The sequence below is a fragment of the Amycolatopsis jiangsuensis genome (assembly GCF_014204865.1).
Lineage (GTDB): Bacteria > Actinomycetota > Actinomycetes > Mycobacteriales > Pseudonocardiaceae > Amycolatopsis > Amycolatopsis jiangsuensis.
Map to the genome: position 1 here is coordinate 7,065,806 of NZ_JACHMG010000001.1, position 19,278 is coordinate 7,085,083.

The 19,278-nt window shown below is 71.3% G+C and carries 10 protein-coding genes and 1 pseudogene; 5 read left to right on the forward strand and 6 right to left on the reverse strand.

Features of this window, described 5'->3' with window-relative positions:
• Window positions 1–41 precede the first annotated feature (41 nt).
• Window positions 42–704, forward strand: coding sequence for a YdcF family protein (locus BJY18_RS32105; RefSeq protein ID WP_312874030.1), 663 nt, complete (start codon window positions 42–44; stop codon window positions 702–704).
• On the opposite strand, the gene BJY18_RS32110 is transcribed toward BJY18_RS32105, so the two are convergent.
• Both BJY18_RS32110 and BJY18_RS32115 read right to left on the reverse strand, forming a co-directional pair.
• Entirely contained in the window at window positions 644–1,009 is a 366-nt protein-coding gene (locus BJY18_RS32110) for a hypothetical protein (protein WP_246459032.1), read from the reverse strand. The genes BJY18_RS32105 and BJY18_RS32110 overlap by 61 nt on opposite strands.
• A 15-nt stretch (window positions 1,010–1,024) precedes the next feature.
• On the reverse strand, window positions 1,025–1,786 hold the full coding sequence (locus tag BJY18_RS32115) for a thioesterase II family protein (RefSeq protein ID WP_312874031.1): 762 nt from the start codon (window positions 1,784–1,786) through the stop codon (window positions 1,025–1,027).
• 199 nt (window positions 1,787–1,985) lie between these two features.
• Between BJY18_RS32115 and BJY18_RS32120 the strand changes: the two genes are divergently transcribed.
• The gene (locus BJY18_RS32120) at window positions 1,986–4,655 is read left to right on the forward strand and encodes a helix-turn-helix transcriptional regulator (RefSeq protein WP_184783617.1); all 2,670 of its coding nucleotides are present in this window, start codon (window positions 1,986–1,988) and stop codon (window positions 4,653–4,655) included.
• Window positions 4,652–4,849, forward strand: a complete 198-nt coding sequence (locus BJY18_RS32125) for a LuxR C-terminal-related transcriptional regulator (RefSeq protein ID WP_184783618.1) — start codon at window positions 4,652–4,654, stop codon at window positions 4,847–4,849. Before BJY18_RS32120 ends, BJY18_RS32125 begins: the two co-directional genes overlap by 4 nt.
• Here BJY18_RS32125 and BJY18_RS32130 read toward each other — a convergent pair.
• The 3 genes from BJY18_RS32130 to BJY18_RS32140 all read right to left on the reverse strand — a co-directional run bounded on the left by BJY18_RS32130 (window position 4,830) and on the right by BJY18_RS32140 (window position 7,838).
• Window positions 4,830–5,789, reverse strand: coding sequence for an NAD-dependent epimerase/dehydratase family protein (locus BJY18_RS32130; RefSeq protein WP_184783619.1), 960 nt, complete (start codon window positions 5,787–5,789; stop codon window positions 4,830–4,832). The genes BJY18_RS32125 and BJY18_RS32130 overlap by 20 nt on opposite strands.
• A gap of 10 nt (window positions 5,790–5,799) precedes the next feature.
• Complete coding sequence (locus BJY18_RS32135) at window positions 5,800–7,092, reverse strand: nucleotide sugar dehydrogenase (RefSeq protein ID WP_184783620.1); 1,293 nt, start codon at window positions 7,090–7,092, stop codon at window positions 5,800–5,802.
• Between the two features lie 62 nt (window positions 7,093–7,154).
• Window positions 7,155–7,838 carry a PIG-L deacetylase family protein gene (locus tag BJY18_RS32140; RefSeq protein WP_184783621.1) on the reverse strand — a complete coding sequence of 228 codons (684 nt, stop codon included), beginning with the start codon at window positions 7,836–7,838 and terminating at the stop codon, window positions 7,155–7,157.
• A 259-nt stretch (window positions 7,839–8,097) separates the two neighbouring features.
• On the opposite strand from BJY18_RS32140, the pseudogene BJY18_RS32145 reads away from it, so the two are divergent.
• Window positions 8,098–17,580: pseudogene (locus tag BJY18_RS32145) on the forward strand (SDR family NAD(P)-dependent oxidoreductase); the annotation flags it as partial.
• A 73-nt stretch (window positions 17,581–17,653) separates the two neighbouring features.
• Window positions 17,654–18,556, forward strand: a complete 903-nt coding sequence (locus BJY18_RS32150; RefSeq protein WP_184783623.1) for an alpha/beta hydrolase — start codon at window positions 17,654–17,656, stop codon at window positions 18,554–18,556.
• Here BJY18_RS32150 and BJY18_RS32155 read toward each other — a convergent pair.
• Window positions 18,540–19,262, reverse strand: coding sequence for a TetR/AcrR family transcriptional regulator (locus tag BJY18_RS32155; protein ID WP_184783624.1), 723 nt, complete (start codon window positions 19,260–19,262; stop codon window positions 18,540–18,542). The genes BJY18_RS32150 and BJY18_RS32155 overlap by 17 nt on opposite strands.
• Window positions 19,263–19,278 lie beyond the last annotated feature (16 nt).

Here is a 19,278-nt window from a genome sequence, read left to right on the forward strand (position 1 = left end):
CCGGCGCCGCAGCCGTCCGACACCGCACTGGAGTCGGTTCCGTGCTGAAGCAGGCGGGAGTGGCGGCAGCCGCGGTGCTGGTCTGGGGCGAATGGTGGAACTGGCGCCGGTCTCGTTTCCCGGCGGCGGCCGGCGAGGGCGCTGCCGAAGCGGTCGTCGTGCTGGGGTATCGGAATCCCCAGCCGGCGGCCAACTTCGTCAACCGCTGGCGGGTCCGCGCCGGGCTTCGCTCGATCCGCGTTCCGGACCGGACTCGCGTGATCTTCAGCGGGGGCGCCACCGGCGACGGCCCGGCCGAAGCCCGGTTGATGGCCGGCTACGCGAAATCTGTGCTCGGCCACGACGGCCCCGTGCTCATCGAGGACGAGAGCCGGACGACGTGGGAGAACATCACCAACGTCATCCCGCTGCTCGAGCACGTCGACCGGATCAGGATCGTTTCCCAGCCGGCGCACGCGTTCAAGGCTCGTGTCCATCTCCGGCGGCAGCGCCCCGATCTCGCCGCGAAGCTGGCGCCCGCGGACGACTACCGCTTCGGGGAATGGCTGCTGCTCAAACCACTGCTGGCGCTGCACGGGATCCGCTCGCTGCGCGGTCTCGAACCCGGTGAGCGGAAGCTGCCACCCTGGCCTGGCCGGCGTGCTCAGTCCTCCTGGGCCATGCCCAGCGAGCACAGGGAGCCTGCCAGCGCGATCAGGTCGTAGCGGGTGTCCTCGGGGTCGGTCTCCCACAGGGCGGAGAGGACTTCCGCGGCCCGGTCGATGTCGCCGTTGTGCTGTTTGAGCGCGATCCACATGGCCGCGGCCACCGGCTCGCACTCGATGTGCCGGGAGGTGTCGCGGCAGGTCAGCTCCAGGTGGCCGTTGGCCAGCATCCGCTGGGTGACGCCGGGAGCGGTGGTGATCGCCATCATGACTGACCTCCGGGGGAGTGGTTCCTCGTCCTTGGTGTCACCAGTTTCGCCGACCGTGGCCGGGTGGACCATGGGGTCGGCACCTGAACCCGGCATGGGGTTTCCCCACCCCTAGACCGACGGGTTCTCCGGGAGCCACGACGTCAGCCGCGCGGCCACCACTTCGAGCACCGCGGGCAGCTGGTGGTGCAGGTAGAAGTGCCCGCCGGGGAACACCTCGACCGCGCACTCACCGGTGGTGTGCCGGCGCCAGGCGTCCGCCTCGGCGAGCGTGGTGACGGGATCCGCGTCGCCGGTCAGCACCTGCAGCGGGCACGCCGGTTCCACGCCAGTGCGGTGCCGGTAGGTCTCCACGGCGGTGTAGTCGCCGCGGATCGCGGGCAGCACCATGCGCAGCAGCTCCTCGTTGCCGAAGACGCCGGCGTCGGTGCCGCTGAGTTCCTTCAACGCGGCGATCAGGCCCTCGTCGTCGCGCTGGTGGACGTACTCGATGCGGTGCGCGGACGGCGCACGGCAGGCGGAGGCGAACAGCCCGGCCGGCGGACGGCCCTGCGCCTGCATCCGGCGCGCCACCTCGTAGCCGACCGTGGCGCCCATGCTGTGACCGAACAGCACCAGCGGCAGATCCGACCACTGCCGCAGGTCCTCGGCGATCGCGTCGGCCATGGCGCCGACGTCGTCGAGACACCGCTCACCACGGCGATCCTGCCTGCCGGGGTACTGGATCGCGACCACCTCGGCTTCGAGACCGGCTTCGGTGGCCGCGCGGGAGAACGGGAAGTACGCGGTCGCCGACCCGCCGGCGTGCGGCAGGCAGACCAGCCGCGCCCGGGCGCGGGCGGACGGGTGGAAGCGCCGGATCCACCGGCTCACGGCGGTTTCGTTCAGGACAGTCACAGTCCCAGGAGTGTTCGGACCGCACGCGGCCGCGGCAACCCCTACCGCCGTGCACACGCCGCGTAGCCGATCTCACCTGTTCGAGTGACTTTAGGTTGCGGTTGGCTGTGCTTAGGGGTCGCCTGCGACGGTTCTACCTGCAGAGAACCAGGACTGTCGGGTCGAGGAGCTTGCGATGGGCGAGAACTGGGGGCAGAACCGCCGCACCGAGCCACCCGAGGCCGTAGCACTGATCGAAGGGTTGCTGATCGAGTGCGACGCGGGCACGGGGGACACGGTGCTGATCGGCGGGGGGCCGGCCAGCGGGAAGACACAGGTGTTGAACCAGGTGGTGGCGCGGGCGCGGGAACTGGGCGTGCTCACCCTGACCGCGGCCGGGGCGGCGGACGAACGGGAGATCGACGGCGGGGTGCTGGACCAGCTGCTGGCGAGCCCGGCGCTGCCGACGGCGACGACCACCGGGGACACCGCCGGTGAGGAGGACCGGATCGCCGCGCTGTGCGGTGCGCTGCACCGGCTCGCGCGGGAACGGCCGGTGCTGGTGGCGGTGGACGACCTCCAGCACGTGGACGAGACTTCGGCGCGGCTGCTGCTGCGCCTGCAGCGGCGGGCGCGTTCGGCGGCGTTGCTGCTGATCGGCACTCATCCGGACAGCTGGTACACCGGCGACGGCCTGCGGTTCGCCGCACAGCCGCACTGGCACGTCCAGCTGAGGCCGTTCACCGTGGAGGCGATCGCGGAGCTGGTCGCCGACCACGACGACGACGGGCTGCCCGAGGAGATCCACCGGCTCAGCGCGGGAAACCCGTTGCTGGTCAGTGCGCTCATCGACGCGCACCGCGGCAGGGTGGACCACGGTCCGGTGTATTCCGAGGCAGTGCAACGACTCCTGCACCGCTACGGTTCGCCGCTGCGGGAGGTCGCCACGGCGATCGCGGTACTGGACAGCGAGGTGACCACCGAAGCCGTCGCCACTGTCGCCGGCGTGGACCCGCTCGAAGCCGAGGCCTCCACCGGTCTGCTCACCGAAACCGGGCTGGTCGACGGCGTGCGGTTCCGGCAGCAGCCGGCCGCGGCCGCGGTGGTCGGCGGGCTCCGGGGGCCGGAGAAGGTGCGGCTGCACGCTCGCGCTGCCGAAGTGAAGCACGCCAGGGGCCTGCCGGCACCGGAGGTCGCGCGGCACCTCGTCGCCTGCGGTGCGGCCGAGGCGGAGTGGGCGCTGCCGGTGCTCGTGGCCGCGGCGGAAGAGGTGATGCTGGGCGACGACGTCGACTTCGCCACCCGGTGCCTTCGGCTCGCCGCGTCGGTTTCGACCGCCGAATGGGAGCAGCAGAGCATCGCGCAGCTGCTGGCCAAGATCACCTGGCGGGTCAACCCGGCGGCCGCCGCGCCACATTTGGCCACACTGCGGGCGTCGAGCAGCTGCCTGGACCAGTCGGACCGGCTCGCGCTCGTGCGGCAGGCCTTGTGGTTCGGGGAACGGGAGACGTTCGAAACCGCGGTGGCCGGGCTCGGCGACGACCTGGAACCACTGCATCCGCGCATCGCCGCGGAGCTGACCCTGGCCGCGTACTGGCACTACGGCACTTCGGCGCCGGTGTCGGCGGAGCCCGACGATCCCTGGCTGCGCACAGCGGAATCGCTGGCCTCGGTGTGGCGTACCGGCGGCACCGAGGAAACCTCGGCGAGTGCCGAGCGCATCCTGCAGAACTGCCGGTTGTCCGACACCTCACTGGAAGCGCTGGCCACCGCGATCCTCGCGCTCGGCTACGACGGCCGGACCGACCGTGCCGAGGGCTGGTGCGCCTCGCTCGCCGAGGAGGCGGAGTACCGCGGTGCGGTGACCTGGAAGGCGATGCTCGACGCGATCGGCGCGGGCCTGCTGCTGCGCCGGGGCGAGCCGGCGGCGGCCGCGGACCTGGCGAACCGCACGCTGGCCTTGCTCGACGCGCCGAACTGGGGCGTGGCGATCTGCTATCCGCTCGGCACGCTGCTGGCCGCGCACACCGCCGCCGGTGCGTTCAAGGCGGCGGCCGGGGTGCTGCGGCATCCCCTGCCGGACGTGGCGTTGCGGACGCTCGGCGGGCTGCGGTACCTCCGTGCTCGCGGGCAGTTCCACCTGGCCACCAACCGTGGTCTCGCCGCCGTCAGTGATTTCCAGCAGTGCCAGCGTTTTCTTCGCGAGGAGGAGCTCGACCTGCCGGCCGTGGCGCCGTGGCGGACCGATCTCGCCGAGGCGAACCTGCGGCTGCGGAATCCGACGCTGGCGGTGGAGCTGGCCAAACAGCAGCTGGGCGACAGTGCGCCGACGGACGCCTACACGCGGGCTTCGGCACTGCGCGTGCTCGCGTTCGCGGGGGCCCCTTCGGCGCGGCACGGCCTGCTGACCCGGGCCGTGGAAGGGTTCAAGGACTCCGGTGACCGGCTCGAGCTGGCGCGCACCGTGCGGGCGATCAACCAGCTGAGCCAGCGAGCGGAACGCTCGGCGGGCCTGGTCAAGCCGGTACGGGTACCGCGGCAGCCGGCGGCCCGGTCGGTCGCGCCGCGGCCGGTGGCGGGCGGACCGGCTCCGCAGCCGGAACTGCCGGCGCCACTGCAACCACGGCCGGAATCGGACCCGGCCGGGCCGGTCGACACGACCTTGTCATCCACCACGCTGTCCGACGCCGAACTGCGGGTCGCGGAACTGGCCGCGCACGGGCGGACCAACCGGCAGATCGCCGAGACGCTCTACATCACGGTGTCCACTGTGGAGCAGCACCTGACCAGGGTGTACCGGAAACTGGGCGTCACCGGGCGCAGCGCGCTCGCCGGTGAACTGGCCGGTGCGGGCACCGCGCGGTGAAGACCGGAGAGGAAACCGCTCCGGCGGTACTGACCGTTTTCGAGTTGCGGGTGGCGGAACTCGCCGCGACCGGCACTCCCGCCACGGCGATCGCGGAGACACTGGGGGTATCCGCGAACGCCGTGGCGGAGCAGCTGCGGACGATCTACCGCAAACTCGGCCCGCCCCGTTCCGTCAGCCGCGGCGGTCGGTGACCACCGCGCTGATGATGTCGTCCAGGGTGCGGGTGGGTACGAAACCGATCTGGTTGTAGGCACGGGTGCAGTCCGGGATGCGGCGCTGCATGTCCTCGTAGCCTTCGCCGTAGGCTTCCTCGTAGGGAACCTTCGCGATGGTGCTGGCCGAGCCGGTCGCCGCGATCACCCGCTCGGCCAGCTGGGAAATGGTGGTCTGCTCGGTGCTGCCGAGGTTGAACACCTTGCCGTGCGCCGATTCGTCGGCGAGCAGGTCCACCAGTGCGGGCACCACGTCGTGCACGTGGCAGAAGCAGCGCGTCTGCTGACCGTCGCCGAACACGGTGATCGGCTCGCCGGCCAGCGCCTGCGTGACGAACCGCGGGATGACCATCCCGTAGCGTCCGGTCTGCCGCGGGCCGACCGTGTTGAACGGTCGCACGATCACCGTGCGCAGGCCGTGTTCCTTCGCGTACAGGTAGGCGAAGGTCTCGTCGAGCGCCTTGGCCTCGGCGTAGGACCAGCGGTTCTTCAGCGGTGAACCGATGATCCGGTCGCTGTCCTCGGTGAGGCCGTCGACGGTGTTCTTGCCGTAGACCTCGCTGGTGGAGGCGACCAGGATCGCCGCGTCGTGCCGCAGCGCCGCGTCGAGCAGGATTTCCGTGCCGTGCAGATTGGTGCGCAGGCTGTCCAGAGTCCTGTCGAGGATCGTGAAGACGCCCACCGCGGCGGCGAGGTGGAACACCGCGTCGACGCCGGGCATGCATGCCTCGACCGTCGACGGGTCGGTGATCGAGCCACGGACGAACCGGAACCCGGGATGCCCGGCGACACCGGTGAGGTTGTCCAGGGTGCCGGTGCTCAGGTTGTCGAGCGCGACGACCTCGTCGCCGCGCGCCAGCAGGTGCTCGGTGAGGTGGGAGCCGATGAACCCGGCCCCGCCGGTGATCAGGTAACGCACGGTCTCTCCTTCAGTGTGCGAACAGCGCGCGGTCGAAACGGTAAGTGGCGTCGATGACGGTGGGGCACTGCTCGATCCAGTCGTAGCGGTGTCCGGGGTGGACGGTGTGGATCAGCACGACGTCCCAATCCCGTCCGTCCGGGTCCATGACGCTGTCGAGGGAACCGCCGGTCACCCGGACGTTCGGCACGAGCGGATCGTGGTAACCGACCTTCGCGCCCTTCGCCGCGAGCAGGTCGAGGATGTCCAGCGCGGACGACGAGCGCACGTCCTCCACCCCCGGCTTGTAGGTCACGCCGGCCACCAGTACCCGGGTGCCCGACATTCCCTTGCCGTCGCGGGAAAGGGTGTTCAGCACCCGGTCCACGACCTGCTTCGGCCGTTCGGCGATGGCGTGCATGGCCTGCGTGACCAGTGGCGCGTTGCTCTGCGTCGCCCGCAGCTGCCAGAGCAGGTAGTGCGGGTCGCAGGGAATGCAGTGCCCGCCGACGCCCGGGCCGGGGTGGAAGGCCATGAACCCGTACGGTTTGCTGGCCGCCGCGTCGATCACCTCGATCGGGTCGATCGAGAACCCGTCGCTGATCTCGGCGAACTCGTTGGCCAGCGCGATGTTCACCGCGCGGAAGGTGTTCTCGTACAGTTTGGTCATCTCCGCGGCCTCCGGGGAGCTGACGCAGTGCACGGCGGGGGTGAGCACGGTGATCACGCGCTGCGCCATCGCCGTGCAGACCGGCGTGACCCCGCCCAGCACACGCGGCGTCTCGGCCTGCGTGTGCGTGACGTTGCCCGGGTCGATCCGCTCCGGGCTGGAGGCCACGAACAGATCACGCCCGACGGTGAAACCCTTGGCGGTCAGGGGTTTCACCAGCAGCCGGTGCGCGGTGCCGACGTAGCTGGTGGAGGTGAGGATCAGCGTCTGGCCGCGGCGCGCGTGCGTGACCAGCTGCGCGCACGCGCTCTCCAGCGGGCCGAGGTCGGGCATCAGGTACTCGTCGAGCCCGGTCGGCACGCACACCAGCACGGCGTCCGCGTCGGCGATCCGCGACGAGTCGGTGGTGAGCCGGAAATCCTCCTGGTGCACCGCCTTTTCGAGCCGGCGGTGGTCGGCCTCGATCAGGTCCACGCGGCCGGAGCGGATCGCGTCCAGCCGGTTCTGCGACAGGTCGATGCCGATCACCTCGACCCCGCCGGCGTGCAGGCCCAGGGCGGTGGGCAGGCCGACGTACCCCATCCCGAGCACCGCGACCGAGGTCAGCGTGGCGGGTTCGGCAGTGGTTGCGAATTCAGCGACAGTACTGGTCATCCCGGTTCACCCGTTTCTGGCAGGGCAGTGGAAGAATGGCGGACAAGCGCGGATCGCGGTGGTCACCGGACCGTGCGGACGATCTCGAACGCCTCGGCCAGCCCGACCGAAATCTGCGAGCCGCGGTATTCGGCGAGGGCGCGCACCCCGCGTTCACTGCGTGGGTTCGGCCACGGCTCGAGTTCCTTGCCGTAGGCGCGCAGTGCCTCGATCTTGCGTTCGAGGTGGGTTTCCTCGAGCACCTGCCAGCAGTTCGGCCGGAAGGCGACCGGCAGCCCGGAGGCCTCCCCGACGTCGGTGGCGGAGCGGATCTCGAACGTGCGGACCTCGCGCACCGGGCCCTTGCCCGGCCGGCCCGCGACCCGCGCGGCCCGGCTGACCAGCGCGTGGTCGGTGCTCAGATCGCACATGCTGGTGGTGAAGACGGTGTCCGGTTCGAACTCGCGGACCTCCTGCTCGACCACCCGGTTGATGTCCAGGTGGCTGACGGTGTCCAGCCGGTTGTCGCCGAACTCGTGCACGCGCACCCGGTCGACACCGAGGGTTTTCGCGGCCAGCTCGATGGCCGCGGTGCGGTTGACGACCCCGGCGCCGCTCACCGAGCGCGAACCGTCGTCGTTGGTCAGGATGCAGAGCGAGACGGTGACGCCCTCGTCGGCGAGCCGGGCGATGGTACCGCCCGCGCCGAGCGTTTCGTCGTCGCCGTGGGCTCCCACGACCAGAAGCCTGCGTGTCACCGTGTGCATACCGTTCCCCAGTCCTAGTGCTAGCCGAAAGCGGGCTCCCCAGCGAAAACGAGCCGATGAAAGTGCTTGGCACGTCAGGGAAATCTGGCATCCGCCGAGGTGAGGCGACAACCCCTAAAGACCGTCTAAAGCGGACCTTGGCGTGCGGGGCTGCGGGCGTGGCAGGGGCCGTTAGGGGTGGGTCGTGGCGGGCGCGCGCTCGTATCGTCGCTGGCGTCCGGCGCGATCGACGTGGAAGGAACGAAGACACGTGGGCAACTCCGAGGACAAACTGGTCGGTGCGCTCCGAGCGTCGGTGAAGGAAACCGAGCGGTTGCGCGAAAAGAACCGCAAGCTCACCGAAGCCGCGCGCGAGCCGATCGCGATCGTCGGGATGGCCTGCCGGCTCCCGGGTGGCGCGGACACGCCCGAGGACCTCTGGCGGCTGCTGCACGACGGGGTGGACGCGATCGGTGAGTTCCCCGCCGACCGCGGATGGGACCTCGACCGGCTCTACGATCCGACCGGAGAGCGTCCCGGGTCGAGCTACGTGCGGGAGGGCGGTTTCCTGCATGAGGCGCTCGGTTTCGACGCCGACCTGTTCGGCATCAGCCCGCGCGAAGCGTTGCTGATGGACCCGCAGCAGCGGCTGCTGCTGGAGACGTCCTGGGAGGCCTTCGAACGCGCCGGGATCGCGCCGCATTCGGTGAAGGGCAGCCCGACCGGTGTGTTCGCCGGCACGATGTACCACAACTACCAGGGCAGTTACGGTTCGTCCGGGGTCATCTCCGGCCGGCTCGCCTACACCTTCGGGCTCGAAGGACCCGCGGTCACCATCGACACCGCGTGCTCGTCCTCGCTCGTCGCACTGCACCTGGCGGTGCAGGCTCTGCGCAGCGGTGAATGCACACTCGCCCTCGCCGGTGGCGTCTCGGTCATGTCCACTCCGCGCACCTTCGTGGAGTTCTCCCTCGACGGCACGCTCGCGCGCAGTGCGCGTTGCCGGGCGTTCGCCGACTCCGCGGACGGCACCGGCTGGTCCGAGGGCTGCGGCATGCTGCTCGTGGAGCGGCTCTCCGACGCGCGCCGCAACGGCCACCCCGTGCTCGCCCTCGTGCGTGGCACCGCGATCAACCAGGACGGCGCTTCCAACGGCATGACCGCGCCGAACGGGCCGGCGCAGCAGCGCGTGATCCGGCAGGCTCTGGCGAACGCTCGCCTGAAGCCCGACGAGGTCGACGTCGTCGAGGCGCACGGGACGGCGACCAGACTGGGCGATCCGATCGAGGCGCAGGCGCTGCTGGCGACCTACGGTCAGGACCGCGAGGAGCCGTTGTGGCTCGGTTCGGTCAAATCGAACCTGGGACACACACAGGCGGCCTCCGGGGTGTCCGGCGTACTGAAACTCGTGCTGGCGCTCGACCACGGCGAGCTGCCGAAGACCCTGCATGTCGACAAGCCGACCAAGCAGGTGGACTGGTCCGCGGGCCGGGTCGAACTGCTCACCGAGGCGCGGCCGTGGCAGCGGGCCGGCCGGCCGCGTCGCGGCGCGGTCTCGTGCTTCGGACTGAGCGGGACCAATGCGCACGTCATCATCGAGGAGGCGCCGGACCCGGAGGCGGTCGAGGACGTGTCGGCGGACGACGCGGCGGTGCCGTTCGTGCTGTCCGGCCGTACTGCGCAGGCATTGCGGGCGCAGGCACAGGGCCTGGCAGAGCACCTTGCCGCAGATCCGGAGCTGCCGCTGCTCGACGTGGCACGCACGCTGGGTGCCGCGCGCACGCACCTGGACCACCGTGCGGCCGTGGTCGGCAACTCCGCCGAGGAACTGCGGAACGCGTTGACGGCGCTCGCCAACGGTGAGCCCGGCGCGGTGAACGGCCTGGTGCGAGGAGACGCGACGGTCGCGTTCCTGTTCTCCGGACAGGGTTCGCAGCGGCTCGGGATGGGCCGCGAGCTGGCTGCGGCGTTCCCGGTGTTCGCCGAGGCTTACGCTGCCGTGTGCACGGAGCTCGACCGGTATCTGGAGCGTCCGATTCGGACGGTCGCCGAGGAGGACGCGGAGGCGCTGACCCAGACCGGGAACACTCAGGCCGCGCTGTTCGCGTTCGAGGTCGCGCTGTACCGCCTGGTCGAGTCGTGGGGGATCGCACCGTACGCCTTGTGCGGGCATTCCATCGGTGAGCTCGCCGCCGCACATTGCGCCGGCGTGTTCTCCCTCGCTGACGCCGCGAAGCTGGTAGCCGCTCGCGGTCGGCTGATGCAAGCGCTCCCGGAGGGCGGCGCGATGGTGGCCGTCGAAGGTACTCCGGAGGAAGTCGCCGCATACGATCCACAAGGGACAATCGACGTCGCCGCCGTGAACGGTCCGCGGTCAGTCGTCCTCTCGGGTGCTGAGGCCGCGGTGCTCGCGGTGGCCGAGAAGTTCGCCGAGGCCGGCCGTCGCACGACGCGGTTGAAGGTTTCGCATGCGTTCCACTCGCGGTTGATGGAACCGATGCTCGGGGAATTCCGTGCGGTGGCGGAAACTCTCACGTACACGCAGCCGTCGGTGGCGGTCGTGTCCAGCGTGACCGGCGAAGAGGTGCACGCCGAGCTGGCCGACCCGGAGTACTGGATACGCAACGTCCGCGAGCCGGTGCGGTTCGCCGACGCCGTGCGTGCGCTCACGGCCGAAGGCGTGACCCGGTTCCTGGAAGTGGGTCCGGATTCGCCGCTCAGCGCCGTCGTCCCGCAGTCCGCCGCGGACGCTGTCGCCGTTCCCGCGCAGCGGCGCGAGGTGCCGGAGGACGTCGCACTGATCACCGCGCTGGCGACGCTGCACGTCCGCGGCGTTGTTCCGGACTGGGCCGCGCACTTCGCCGCGCGCGGCGCCGGACATGCCGACTTGCCGACCTACCGTTTCCAGCACCAGCGCTACTGGCTGGACGTGGAAGCCGGTTCCGGCGACGTCACGGCGATGGGGCTCGACCCGGTCGGCCACCCGCTCCTGGGTGCGGCGACGCTGCTCGCGGATCCGGACGGCGTGGTGCTTTCCGGCCGGATCTCCACCGCCACCCACCCCTGGCTGGGTGAGCACGTGGTGGGCGGTGCGATCCTGGTGCCCGGGACGGCGTTCGTGGAGCTGGCCGTGCGGGCCGGTGACGAGGTCGGCTGCGGCCGGGTGCGTGAGCTGACCCTGCACGCGCCGCTCGTGCTGCCGGCCAAGGGCGCGGCCCGGATCCAGGTGCGGATCGGCACGCCGACCGCGGAGGGAACCCGCCCGATCAGTGTCCACTCGCGCCCCGACGATCTGGCCGCCGCGGGCGGCTGGACCCGGCACGCCGACGGGACGCTGGCGCCCGCGGCGGCCGGAGCCACCTTCGAGCTGACGGAGTGGCCGCCCGCCGGCGCCGAGATGATCGACGTCGAGGGCATGTACGACGTGCTGGCCGAGGCGGGAATGGCGTACGGCCCGATCTTCCGGGGTTTGCGCGCGGCCTGGCAGCACGGTGAAGACGTCTACGCCGACGTTTCCCTGCCCGAGCAGGACCGGCTGGGCGCCGAGGCCTTCGGCCTGCATCCCGCCGCGTTCGACGCGGCACTGCACGCGGTGGGTCTCAGCTCCGCGGCCGGCGAAGGCACCACGTTGCCGTATGCCTGGTCCGACGTGGAACTGCTCGCAACCGGTGCGACCACGCTGCGCGTGCACGTCCGTCCGTCCGGTCCGCAAGCGGTGGAGTTGCGGCTCGCGGACGCGACCGGTGCGCCGGTGGCCCGGGTCGGCACCTTGCAACTGCGGGAGATCAGCGACGAGCAGCTGGCCGCGGCACGGACAGCGCCCGGTGGCCCGGACTCGCTGTTCCAGGTCGAGTGGGTCCCGGCCACGCTGCCCGACGTCGCGGGAACCGGCTACGAGGTCTACCGGGTCAAGGCCGGGAATGACGCCAAGGCAGCGAAAACGGCTGTCCACAACGCACTCGCGACCGTCCGGGAGAAGCTGGCCGAGGGATCCGGCACGCTGCTGGTGGTGACCGGCAGTGATCTGGCCGGCGCCGCCGTGGCCGGGCTGATCCGTTCGGCACAGGGGGAGAACCCGGGCCGGATCGTGCTCATCGAGGGCGATCCGGCGGACGAGCAGCTGGCGGCGATCGCCGGTGGCGACGAGTCGGCTGTGCGGGTGACCGGCGGCGAGGTGCGCGTCCCCCGGCTGGCGCGGGCCGTACCGGAGGCCGCCGAGCCGATCGACTGGGCAGCGGGAACGGTACTGCTCACCGGCGGTACCGGGGCGCTCGGGCGGCTCGTCGCGACGCATCTCGCGCGCCACGGTGCGAAGAAGCTGCTGCTCGTGAGCCGGCGTGGGGACCAGGCACCCGGCGCGGGGGAGCTGGCCGCGGAACTCGCCGAGCTGGGCGTGGAACCGATCGTCGCCGCGTGCGATCTGACCGACCGGAAAGCCGTCGCTCGGCTGCTCAAGAAGCATCCGGTCACCGCTGTGGTGCACGCGGCGGGGGTGCTCGATGACGGTGTGTTGTCCTCGCTCACTCCGGCGCGCATCGACAGCGTCTTCGACCCGAAGGCACTCGCTGCCTGGCATCTGCACGAGTTGGCCGGTGACGTGTCCGCCTTCGTCACCTTCTCCTCGGCTGCCGGGGTGCTCGGCGCACCCGGGCAGGCGAACTACGCGGCCGCGAACGCTTTCCTCGATGCGCTGGCCGAACACCGCCGTGCCGAGGGAAAGCCGGCTCACTCGCTGGCCTGGGGCATGTGGGAATCGGCATCCGGCATGGCCGGCGACACCCAGGGCAAGCACGGGCTCGGCGCGTTCACCGCGGACGAGGGGCTGGCACTGTTCGACACCGCCGTCGCCTCAGTCGCCGCAGCGACCGTTCCGGTGAAACTGGACCTGTCCGCCTGGCGGGCCGCCGGTTCTGTGCCCGATCTGTTGCGCGGCCTGGTCCCGACGGCTCGGCGTACGGTGTCCGAACAGGACGCGGATGCGGACTCCCTGCTGGGCAAGCTGATCCGGCTGCCCGCGGAGAAGCGGCTGGAGCAGCTGCGGGAACTGGTGGCGCAGCACGCGGCCGCCGTGCTCGGGCACAGCTCTGCCGACGTGATCGACGCCGACCGCGCTTTCAAGGACCTCGGCTTCGATTCGCTCACCGCGGTCGAGCTGCGCAACACGCTGAACGAGGCCACCGGCCTGGGCCTCACCGCGACGCTGGTCTTCGACCACCCGACCGCCGGTGAGCTCGCCGCGCACCTGCACGAATCGCTCCTGGGTGACGTGGGCGAGGCACCGCGGGAGGCCGCGCCCACGGTGCTGGGCAGCGACGAGCCGATCGCGATCGTCGGCATGGCCTGCCGGTTCCCCGGCGGCGTCGGCACGCCCGAGCAGCTGTGGGAGCTGGTGGCCGCGGGCCGCGACGGGATCGGGGACTTCCCGTCCGACCGGGCCTGGGACATGGCGCACTGGCTGCCGCAGATCGCTCCGGACGGCGGCACGCCGCAGGGCGGATTCGTACCCGGCCTGACCGACTTCGACGCGGCCTTCTTCGGCATCAGCCCGAACGAGGCGGTCATGATGGACCCCCAGCAGCGGATGCTGCTGGAATCGTCGTGGGTCGCACTGGAGAACGCCGGGGTGGATCCCGTGGCGCTGAAGGGAAGCGACACAGGCGTGTTCGTGGGCGTGATGCAGTCGGACTACGACCCGGGTGAAGCAACGGAACAGGGCGGGCTCTACCGCGGTTCCGGTGCGCTCAGCAGCGTGGTCTCGGGCCGGGTCGCCTACGCGTTCGGCCTGGAGGGCCCCGCGGTCTCGGTGGACACGGCCTGTTCGTCGTCTTTGGTTGCACTGCACCAGGCAACCCAGGCGTTGCGCGGCGGGGACTGCTCGCTGGCGCTGGTCGCCGGGGTGTCCGCGCTCGTGTCGCCCGCGCCGTTCGCGCAGTACGGAACGGTGGCCAAGGACGGTCGCTGCAAGCCGTACTCGGCGGCAGCCGACGGTTTCGGCTGGGGCGAAGGCGTCGGCGTACTGGTGATCGAACGGCTCTCCGACGCCCGTCGCCACGGGCACGACGTGCTCGCCGTCGTGAAGTCCAGCGCGGTCAACGCGGACGGTGCCTCGAACGGACTGACCGCACCCAGCGCACCGGCGCAGGAACGACTCATCCACCGTGCCCTCACCGCGGCCGGTCTCGAACCCTCCGAAGTGGACGCCGTCGAGGGACACGGTGCGAGCACGCCACTCGGCGACCGCATCGAGACGTCCGCGCTGCTGGCCACCTACGGTCGCGACCGCCCGGCCGAGCGCCCTCTGTGGCTGGGTTCGGTGAAGTCGAACATCGGGCACACGCAGGCGGCCGCCGGCGTCGCCGGAGTAATCAAGATGGTGCAGGCCCTGCAACACGGTGTCCTGCCGCCGACCCTCCACGCCGGCGAGCCGACCCACGAGGTCGACTGGGCCGCCGGGACGGTGCGGCTGCTGGACGAGTCCCGTCCGTGGCCCGAGGTGGACCGGCCACGCCGGGCCGCGGTGTCGGCGTTCGGCTACAGCGGCACCAACGCGCACGTGATCCTGGAGCAGGCACCCGCGCCGACGCCGGCCGAGGCTGTCGATCGCACCGACCCGGGCGGACCCCTTCCGCCGCTGGTGCTCTCCGCCCGGACGGTGGCGGCGCTGCCCGGCCAGGCCCGTGCGCTGCTCGGCCGGCTCGACGAGGTCAGTGTCCTGGACCTCGTCTACTCCCAGGCCGTCCGCCGCCCGCTCTTCCAGCACCGCGCCGCGGTGGTCGGCTCGGACGCGGCGGAGCTACGGGCCGCGCTGATCGCTCTGTCTGCTTCGGACACGTCGGAAGGCTCGGTCATCGGCCGGGCCCGTCCGGGCGGCCGTACCGCGTACTTGCTGCCCGGGCAGGGAACTCAGCACGCCGGCATGGGCGCGCAGCTCTACGACGCTTTCCCGATTTTCGCCCACGAGCTGGATCGGGTCTCCGGAAAGTTCGACCCGTACCTGGGGCACTCGCTGCGCGCGGTCATGTTCGCCGACGAGGGTACGGTTGAGGCCCAGCTGCTGGACCGTACCCAGTTCGGTCAGGCTGCCGTGTTCGCCTTTTCCGTGGCGCTGTACCGGCTGCTGGAGTCGTGGGGTCAGCGCGCGGACGTGCTGATCGGACACTCGGTCGGGGAGATCACGGCCGCACATCTGGCCGGGGTGTTCACTTTGGACGACGCGGTGAAGCTCGTCGCGCACCGCGGACAACTGATGGCCGAGACACCACCTGGTGCCGTCTTCACGATCGAGGCGACTGCTGACGAGGTGCGGCCGCTGCTCGGTGAGAAGACAGCGTTGGCCGCCGTGAACGGGTCGAAGTCCGTAGTGGTTTCCGGTGCCGAATCAGGCGTTTTGGCCGTGGCGGAACACTTCGGCAAGCTCGGCAGGCGGACCACGCGGCTTCCGATCGACTGCGCGGTGCATTCACCGCTGCTGGACGAGATTGTCGAAGAGCTGGAGGAGATCGCCGAGGAATTGGCCTACGACAAGCCCGTCATCGAGGTGGTCTCGACGGTCACCGGCGAAGCGGTGACGGACGAGCTGCGCGATCCCTCACACTGGGTCGCCAACTGCCGCGGCACGGTCCGGTTCGCCGAGGCCGTCCGGGCGGCGGGCGCCACCCGATATGTGGAGCTGGGCACCGACGGTGTGCTCACCGCGGCTGCGCAGACCTCGCTGGACGACACCGAGGACGTCGTCTTCGTGCCCGTGCTCCGGAAGAACCGGCCGGAAGTTGCCGCAGCGCTGCTCGCGGCCGGTCAGCTGCACGTGTGCGGAGCCGGTCTGGATGTGGGGAAGCTGTTCTCCGGTCGAGTCGCGAACACGGTTTCCCTGCCGGCGTACGCCTTCCACCGCACACGGTATTGGCCCACGGTGGACATGGAGGCACGCCGGGACATTGGTGAGGTGGCGTTGACCGGTTCACCGCTGACCGTGGCCGGATCGTCCACTGTGGTCCTGCCGGTCTCTCTTTCGCGGTCCACCTGGCCGTCCGGGGACGTGTTCCCGACGGCAGGTTTCGTGGAACTGGCCGTGCGAGCCGGAGACGAGGTCGGATGCGGGCGGCTGGTACGGCTGCGCACCGATGCCCCGCTGGCCCTCGGTGACACGACGATCGAGCTGCAAGTCGTCGTCGGCGAGCCCGATGGCGACGGCCGCCGGCCGGTCACCGTCCACTCGCGAACCGGGGAGAGCTGGGTTCGCCACGCGGAAGGAGTCGTGGCCGCGGACGTCGGCCCGGAGCCCGAGCCGCTGACCCAGTGGCCGCCGGCGGACGGCTCGTCCCACACCGAAGTCGACCTCGCGCCCGGGGACCGGGCCGGGCAGTTCGGGGTGCACCCGATCGCACTCGACGCGGCACTGTCCAGTGTGGGTGGCCAGCCGGTGGAATGGCACGACTTCCGCCTGTTCGCCACTGGTGCGTCGCGTCTGCGGGCCAAGCTGACGCGGACCGGTGACGACTCGGTTTCGTTGCTGCTCACCGACCTCTCCGGTCAGCCGGTGGCTTCCGCGGCATCGGTGGTGCTGGGTGAAGCTGAGTCCGCGGCGACTGGCGCACACCGGGTCGCGCCGGTGAAGAAGCGGCGCTCCGTGGTCGAAGAGTCCACTGTGGATCTGGAGATCACCGAGAAAGGCCTGCGCGAGTTCGTGGTGGCGCAGGCAGCCGACCTGCTCGGATACGGCGACACCGACGCCATCGACCCGGATGCGCACTTCCTCGAGGCGGGATTCGACTCGCTGAGCGCAGTGGAGTTGCGCAACCGCATCACGAGCGCGACCGGCATGGCGCTGCCGGCGTCGGTCGTGTTCGACCACCGCACTCCGGCCGGACTCGCCACGCACCTGCTCGGTGCGCTCACCGGACCCGGAACCGGGGAGAACGCGAATCCGTTGAAGGACATGTTCTTCGGAGCGGTTCGTGGCGGCCGGGTCGAGGACGGCATCGCACTGCTGGCCGCCGCGGCGAACCTGCGGCCGAAGTTCACCGGAGTCGCCGACCTCGGCGAGGAACCCCGTGCACTCGACCTGGCCGAAGGCCCGGCCGCACCCCGGCTGCTGGCCGTTCCGCCGCCCGCGGCGATGGGTGGCGCCTACCAGTACGCGAAGCTGGCCGCCCGGTTCCGGGGAACGCGGGGCTTCTCCGCCCTGCCGACGCCCGGTTTCCTGGCCGGGGAACGGATTCCTGCCGACGTCGAGTCCCTGCTGGACGTGCTCGCGGAAAGCGTCCGGCTGACCGCGGGCGACGAGCCGTTCGCGCTGCTCGGCTACTCCTCCGGGGGTGTGCTGGCCTACAAGCTGGCCGCGCGGCTCGAGGAGACCGGCCGGGCTCCGGCCGCGATCGTGCTGCTCGACAGCTACGAGATGAACGGCGGCGGGGAGCAGACCGCGGACACCGTCGCGGACATGGCCTCCGGCATGCTCGAACGGGAGGACCAGTACGGCCCGTTCGACCGGGACAAGCTCACCGCGATGGCGCACTACCTGGGCTTGCTCGACGGCCTCGGCCTGCCCGCCGTCTCCGCGCCGACGGTGCTGCTGCAACCCGAGCACCGCTTCACCACCGCCGGCGACGATCCCGCGCGTGCGAGCGAAGACCCGGCGACCTGGCGTACGACGTGGCACCGCGCGGACACCGTGGTGACGGTGCCGGGCGACCACTTCAGCCTGGTGGACTCGGACGCCGAGACCACCGCGAAAGCCGTGCACACCTGGCTGGAGACCCTCTGAACGGCGGGGCACACCCGTCCCGCTTCGCCCCGGCCGTAGGGTCCGGTGGTCAGGACTCCACGAGGGAGGCGCGATGAGCAGGCAGCAGCGGGAGCAGGTCGACGCGGCGATCCGGGCACGTCCCCCGGGCAATCACGAATCCGTCGAGCAGTTCCGTGCCGAGTTCCGGGAAACGATGGCCAACACCCTCGTTCCCGGCGGGATTCGCACCGAGGAGACGAAGCTCGGGGGCCGGCGTGCCCTGCTGGTGGAACCCGCCGCCGATCCGGGACCGGGCACGATCCTGTACTTCCACGGTGGCGCGTTCGTCGTCGGCTCACCCGAGACCGCGCTCTCGCCCACCGGGAACCTGGTGACCCGGACCGGTTTCCGCGCGTTCTCCCCGGACTACCGGCTGGCCCCGGAGGACCCGTACCCGGCGGCGGCCGACGACGCGCTCGGCGCCTACCGTGACCTGCTGGAGCAGGGCGTGGACCCGGAGTCGATCGTGTTCGCCGGGGACTCCGCCGGTGGTGGCCTGAGCATCACCACCTGCTTGTCCGCTCGCGACGCGGGACTGCCGTTGCCCGCAGCGGTCGTGGTGTTCTCCGCGTGGCTGGACCTGACCGGCACCGGCGAAAGCATCGTGACCAGGGCGGCCGCCGATCCGATGTTCACCCCGGAATCGCTGGCCGGGCCCGCGGCGCTGTACCTCGCCGGGCAGGACCCGCGGCAGCCGCTGCTCAGCCCGGCGGTCTCGGCCGACTTCACCGGGTTGCCGCCGCTGCTGCTCCAGGTGGGCACCAACGAGATCCTGCTCGACGACTCGACCAGGGCGGCCGCGCGGGCGCGGGAGGCAGGGGTGGACGTGATCCTGGACGTCGTCGCCGGCGTGCCGCACGTGTTCCCGTGCTTCACCGGGATGCTCGACGAGGCCGACGAGGCGCTGGACCGGGCGGGACTCTTCCTGCGCCAGCGGGTCAGCGCGCGGCGCTGAGCAGGGCGGCGATCCCGTCCAGCACGCGCTCCAGCGCGAACCCGGCCGTCGCCGGGGCGGGGAAGCGCCCCGCCTCGGCGAGACCGGCCAGATGCGGGTAACCCTCGTCGGCGAGCCGGGGCCGCAGGAAGGCGCGTACGTCGTCCACCGGGGTGTCCGCGGAGTCCGGGCCGGTCAGTGCCCGGCGCCGTTCCGCGGTGGTGTGGGCCAGATCCGTGACCAGCTCGGCGCAGCCCAAGGCGTCCACTTCGGACAAACCGGCTCCGGTCAGGGTGACCAGCAGCAGTTCCGTCCAGCGCAGGCGGTGCGGGGTCAGGCCACCGCCGCGGTAGGGCACTTCCAGCAGCCACGGCCGGGCCGCGTACCGCTCGAGCGCGGCCTCGGTCCACGCCCGGACCTCCTCCCGCCAGCTGCCGGCGGCCGTCCGCTCCGGCGGCGGCCCGAACCCGGCGTCGGCGAGCAGGGCGACCAGCTCGTCCTTCGACCCGACATAGCGGTACAGCGCATTGGTGGTCAGGCCGAGCGAGGCGGCGATGTTCGGCAGTGACGCCGCGGCCAGACCCTCCGTGTCGGCCAGCTCGACGGCGGCCGCGACCACCTCCGCGACGGTGTGCGCGGGCTTCGGGCCGCGGCGCGGCCGGGGGCCGCCGAGCCAGGCGGGGGCCAGGCCGGGAGGGAGATCACGCGGGTCGGGCTCGATCGGCATCTTTCGCTCCGGGACG

What these genes read in the sequence shown, in the direction of transcription:
- BJY18_RS32150 (WP_184783623.1), top strand. Translation starts at nt 17,654, where the DNA reads ATGAGCAGGCAGCAGCGGGAGCAGGTCGACGCGGCGATCCGGGCACGT.
- BJY18_RS32120 (WP_184783617.1), top strand. Translation starts at nt 1,986, where the DNA reads ATGGGCGAGAACTGGGGGCAGAACCGCCGCACCGAGCCACCCGAGGCC.
- BJY18_RS32155 (WP_184783624.1), bottom strand. Translation starts at nt 19,262, where the DNA reads ATGCCGATCGAGCCCGACCCGCGTGATCTCCCTCCCGGCCTGGCCCCC.
- BJY18_RS32110 (WP_246459032.1), bottom strand. Translation starts at nt 1,009, where the DNA reads ATGCCGGGTTCAGGTGCCGACCCCATGGTCCACCCGGCCACGGTCGGC.
- BJY18_RS32135 (WP_184783620.1), bottom strand. Translation starts at nt 7,092, where the DNA reads ATGACCAGTACTGTCGCTGAATTCGCAACCACTGCCGAACCCGCCACG.
- BJY18_RS32140 (WP_184783621.1), bottom strand. Translation starts at nt 7,838, where the DNA reads ATGCACACGGTGACACGCAGGCTTCTGGTCGTGGGAGCCCACGGCGAC.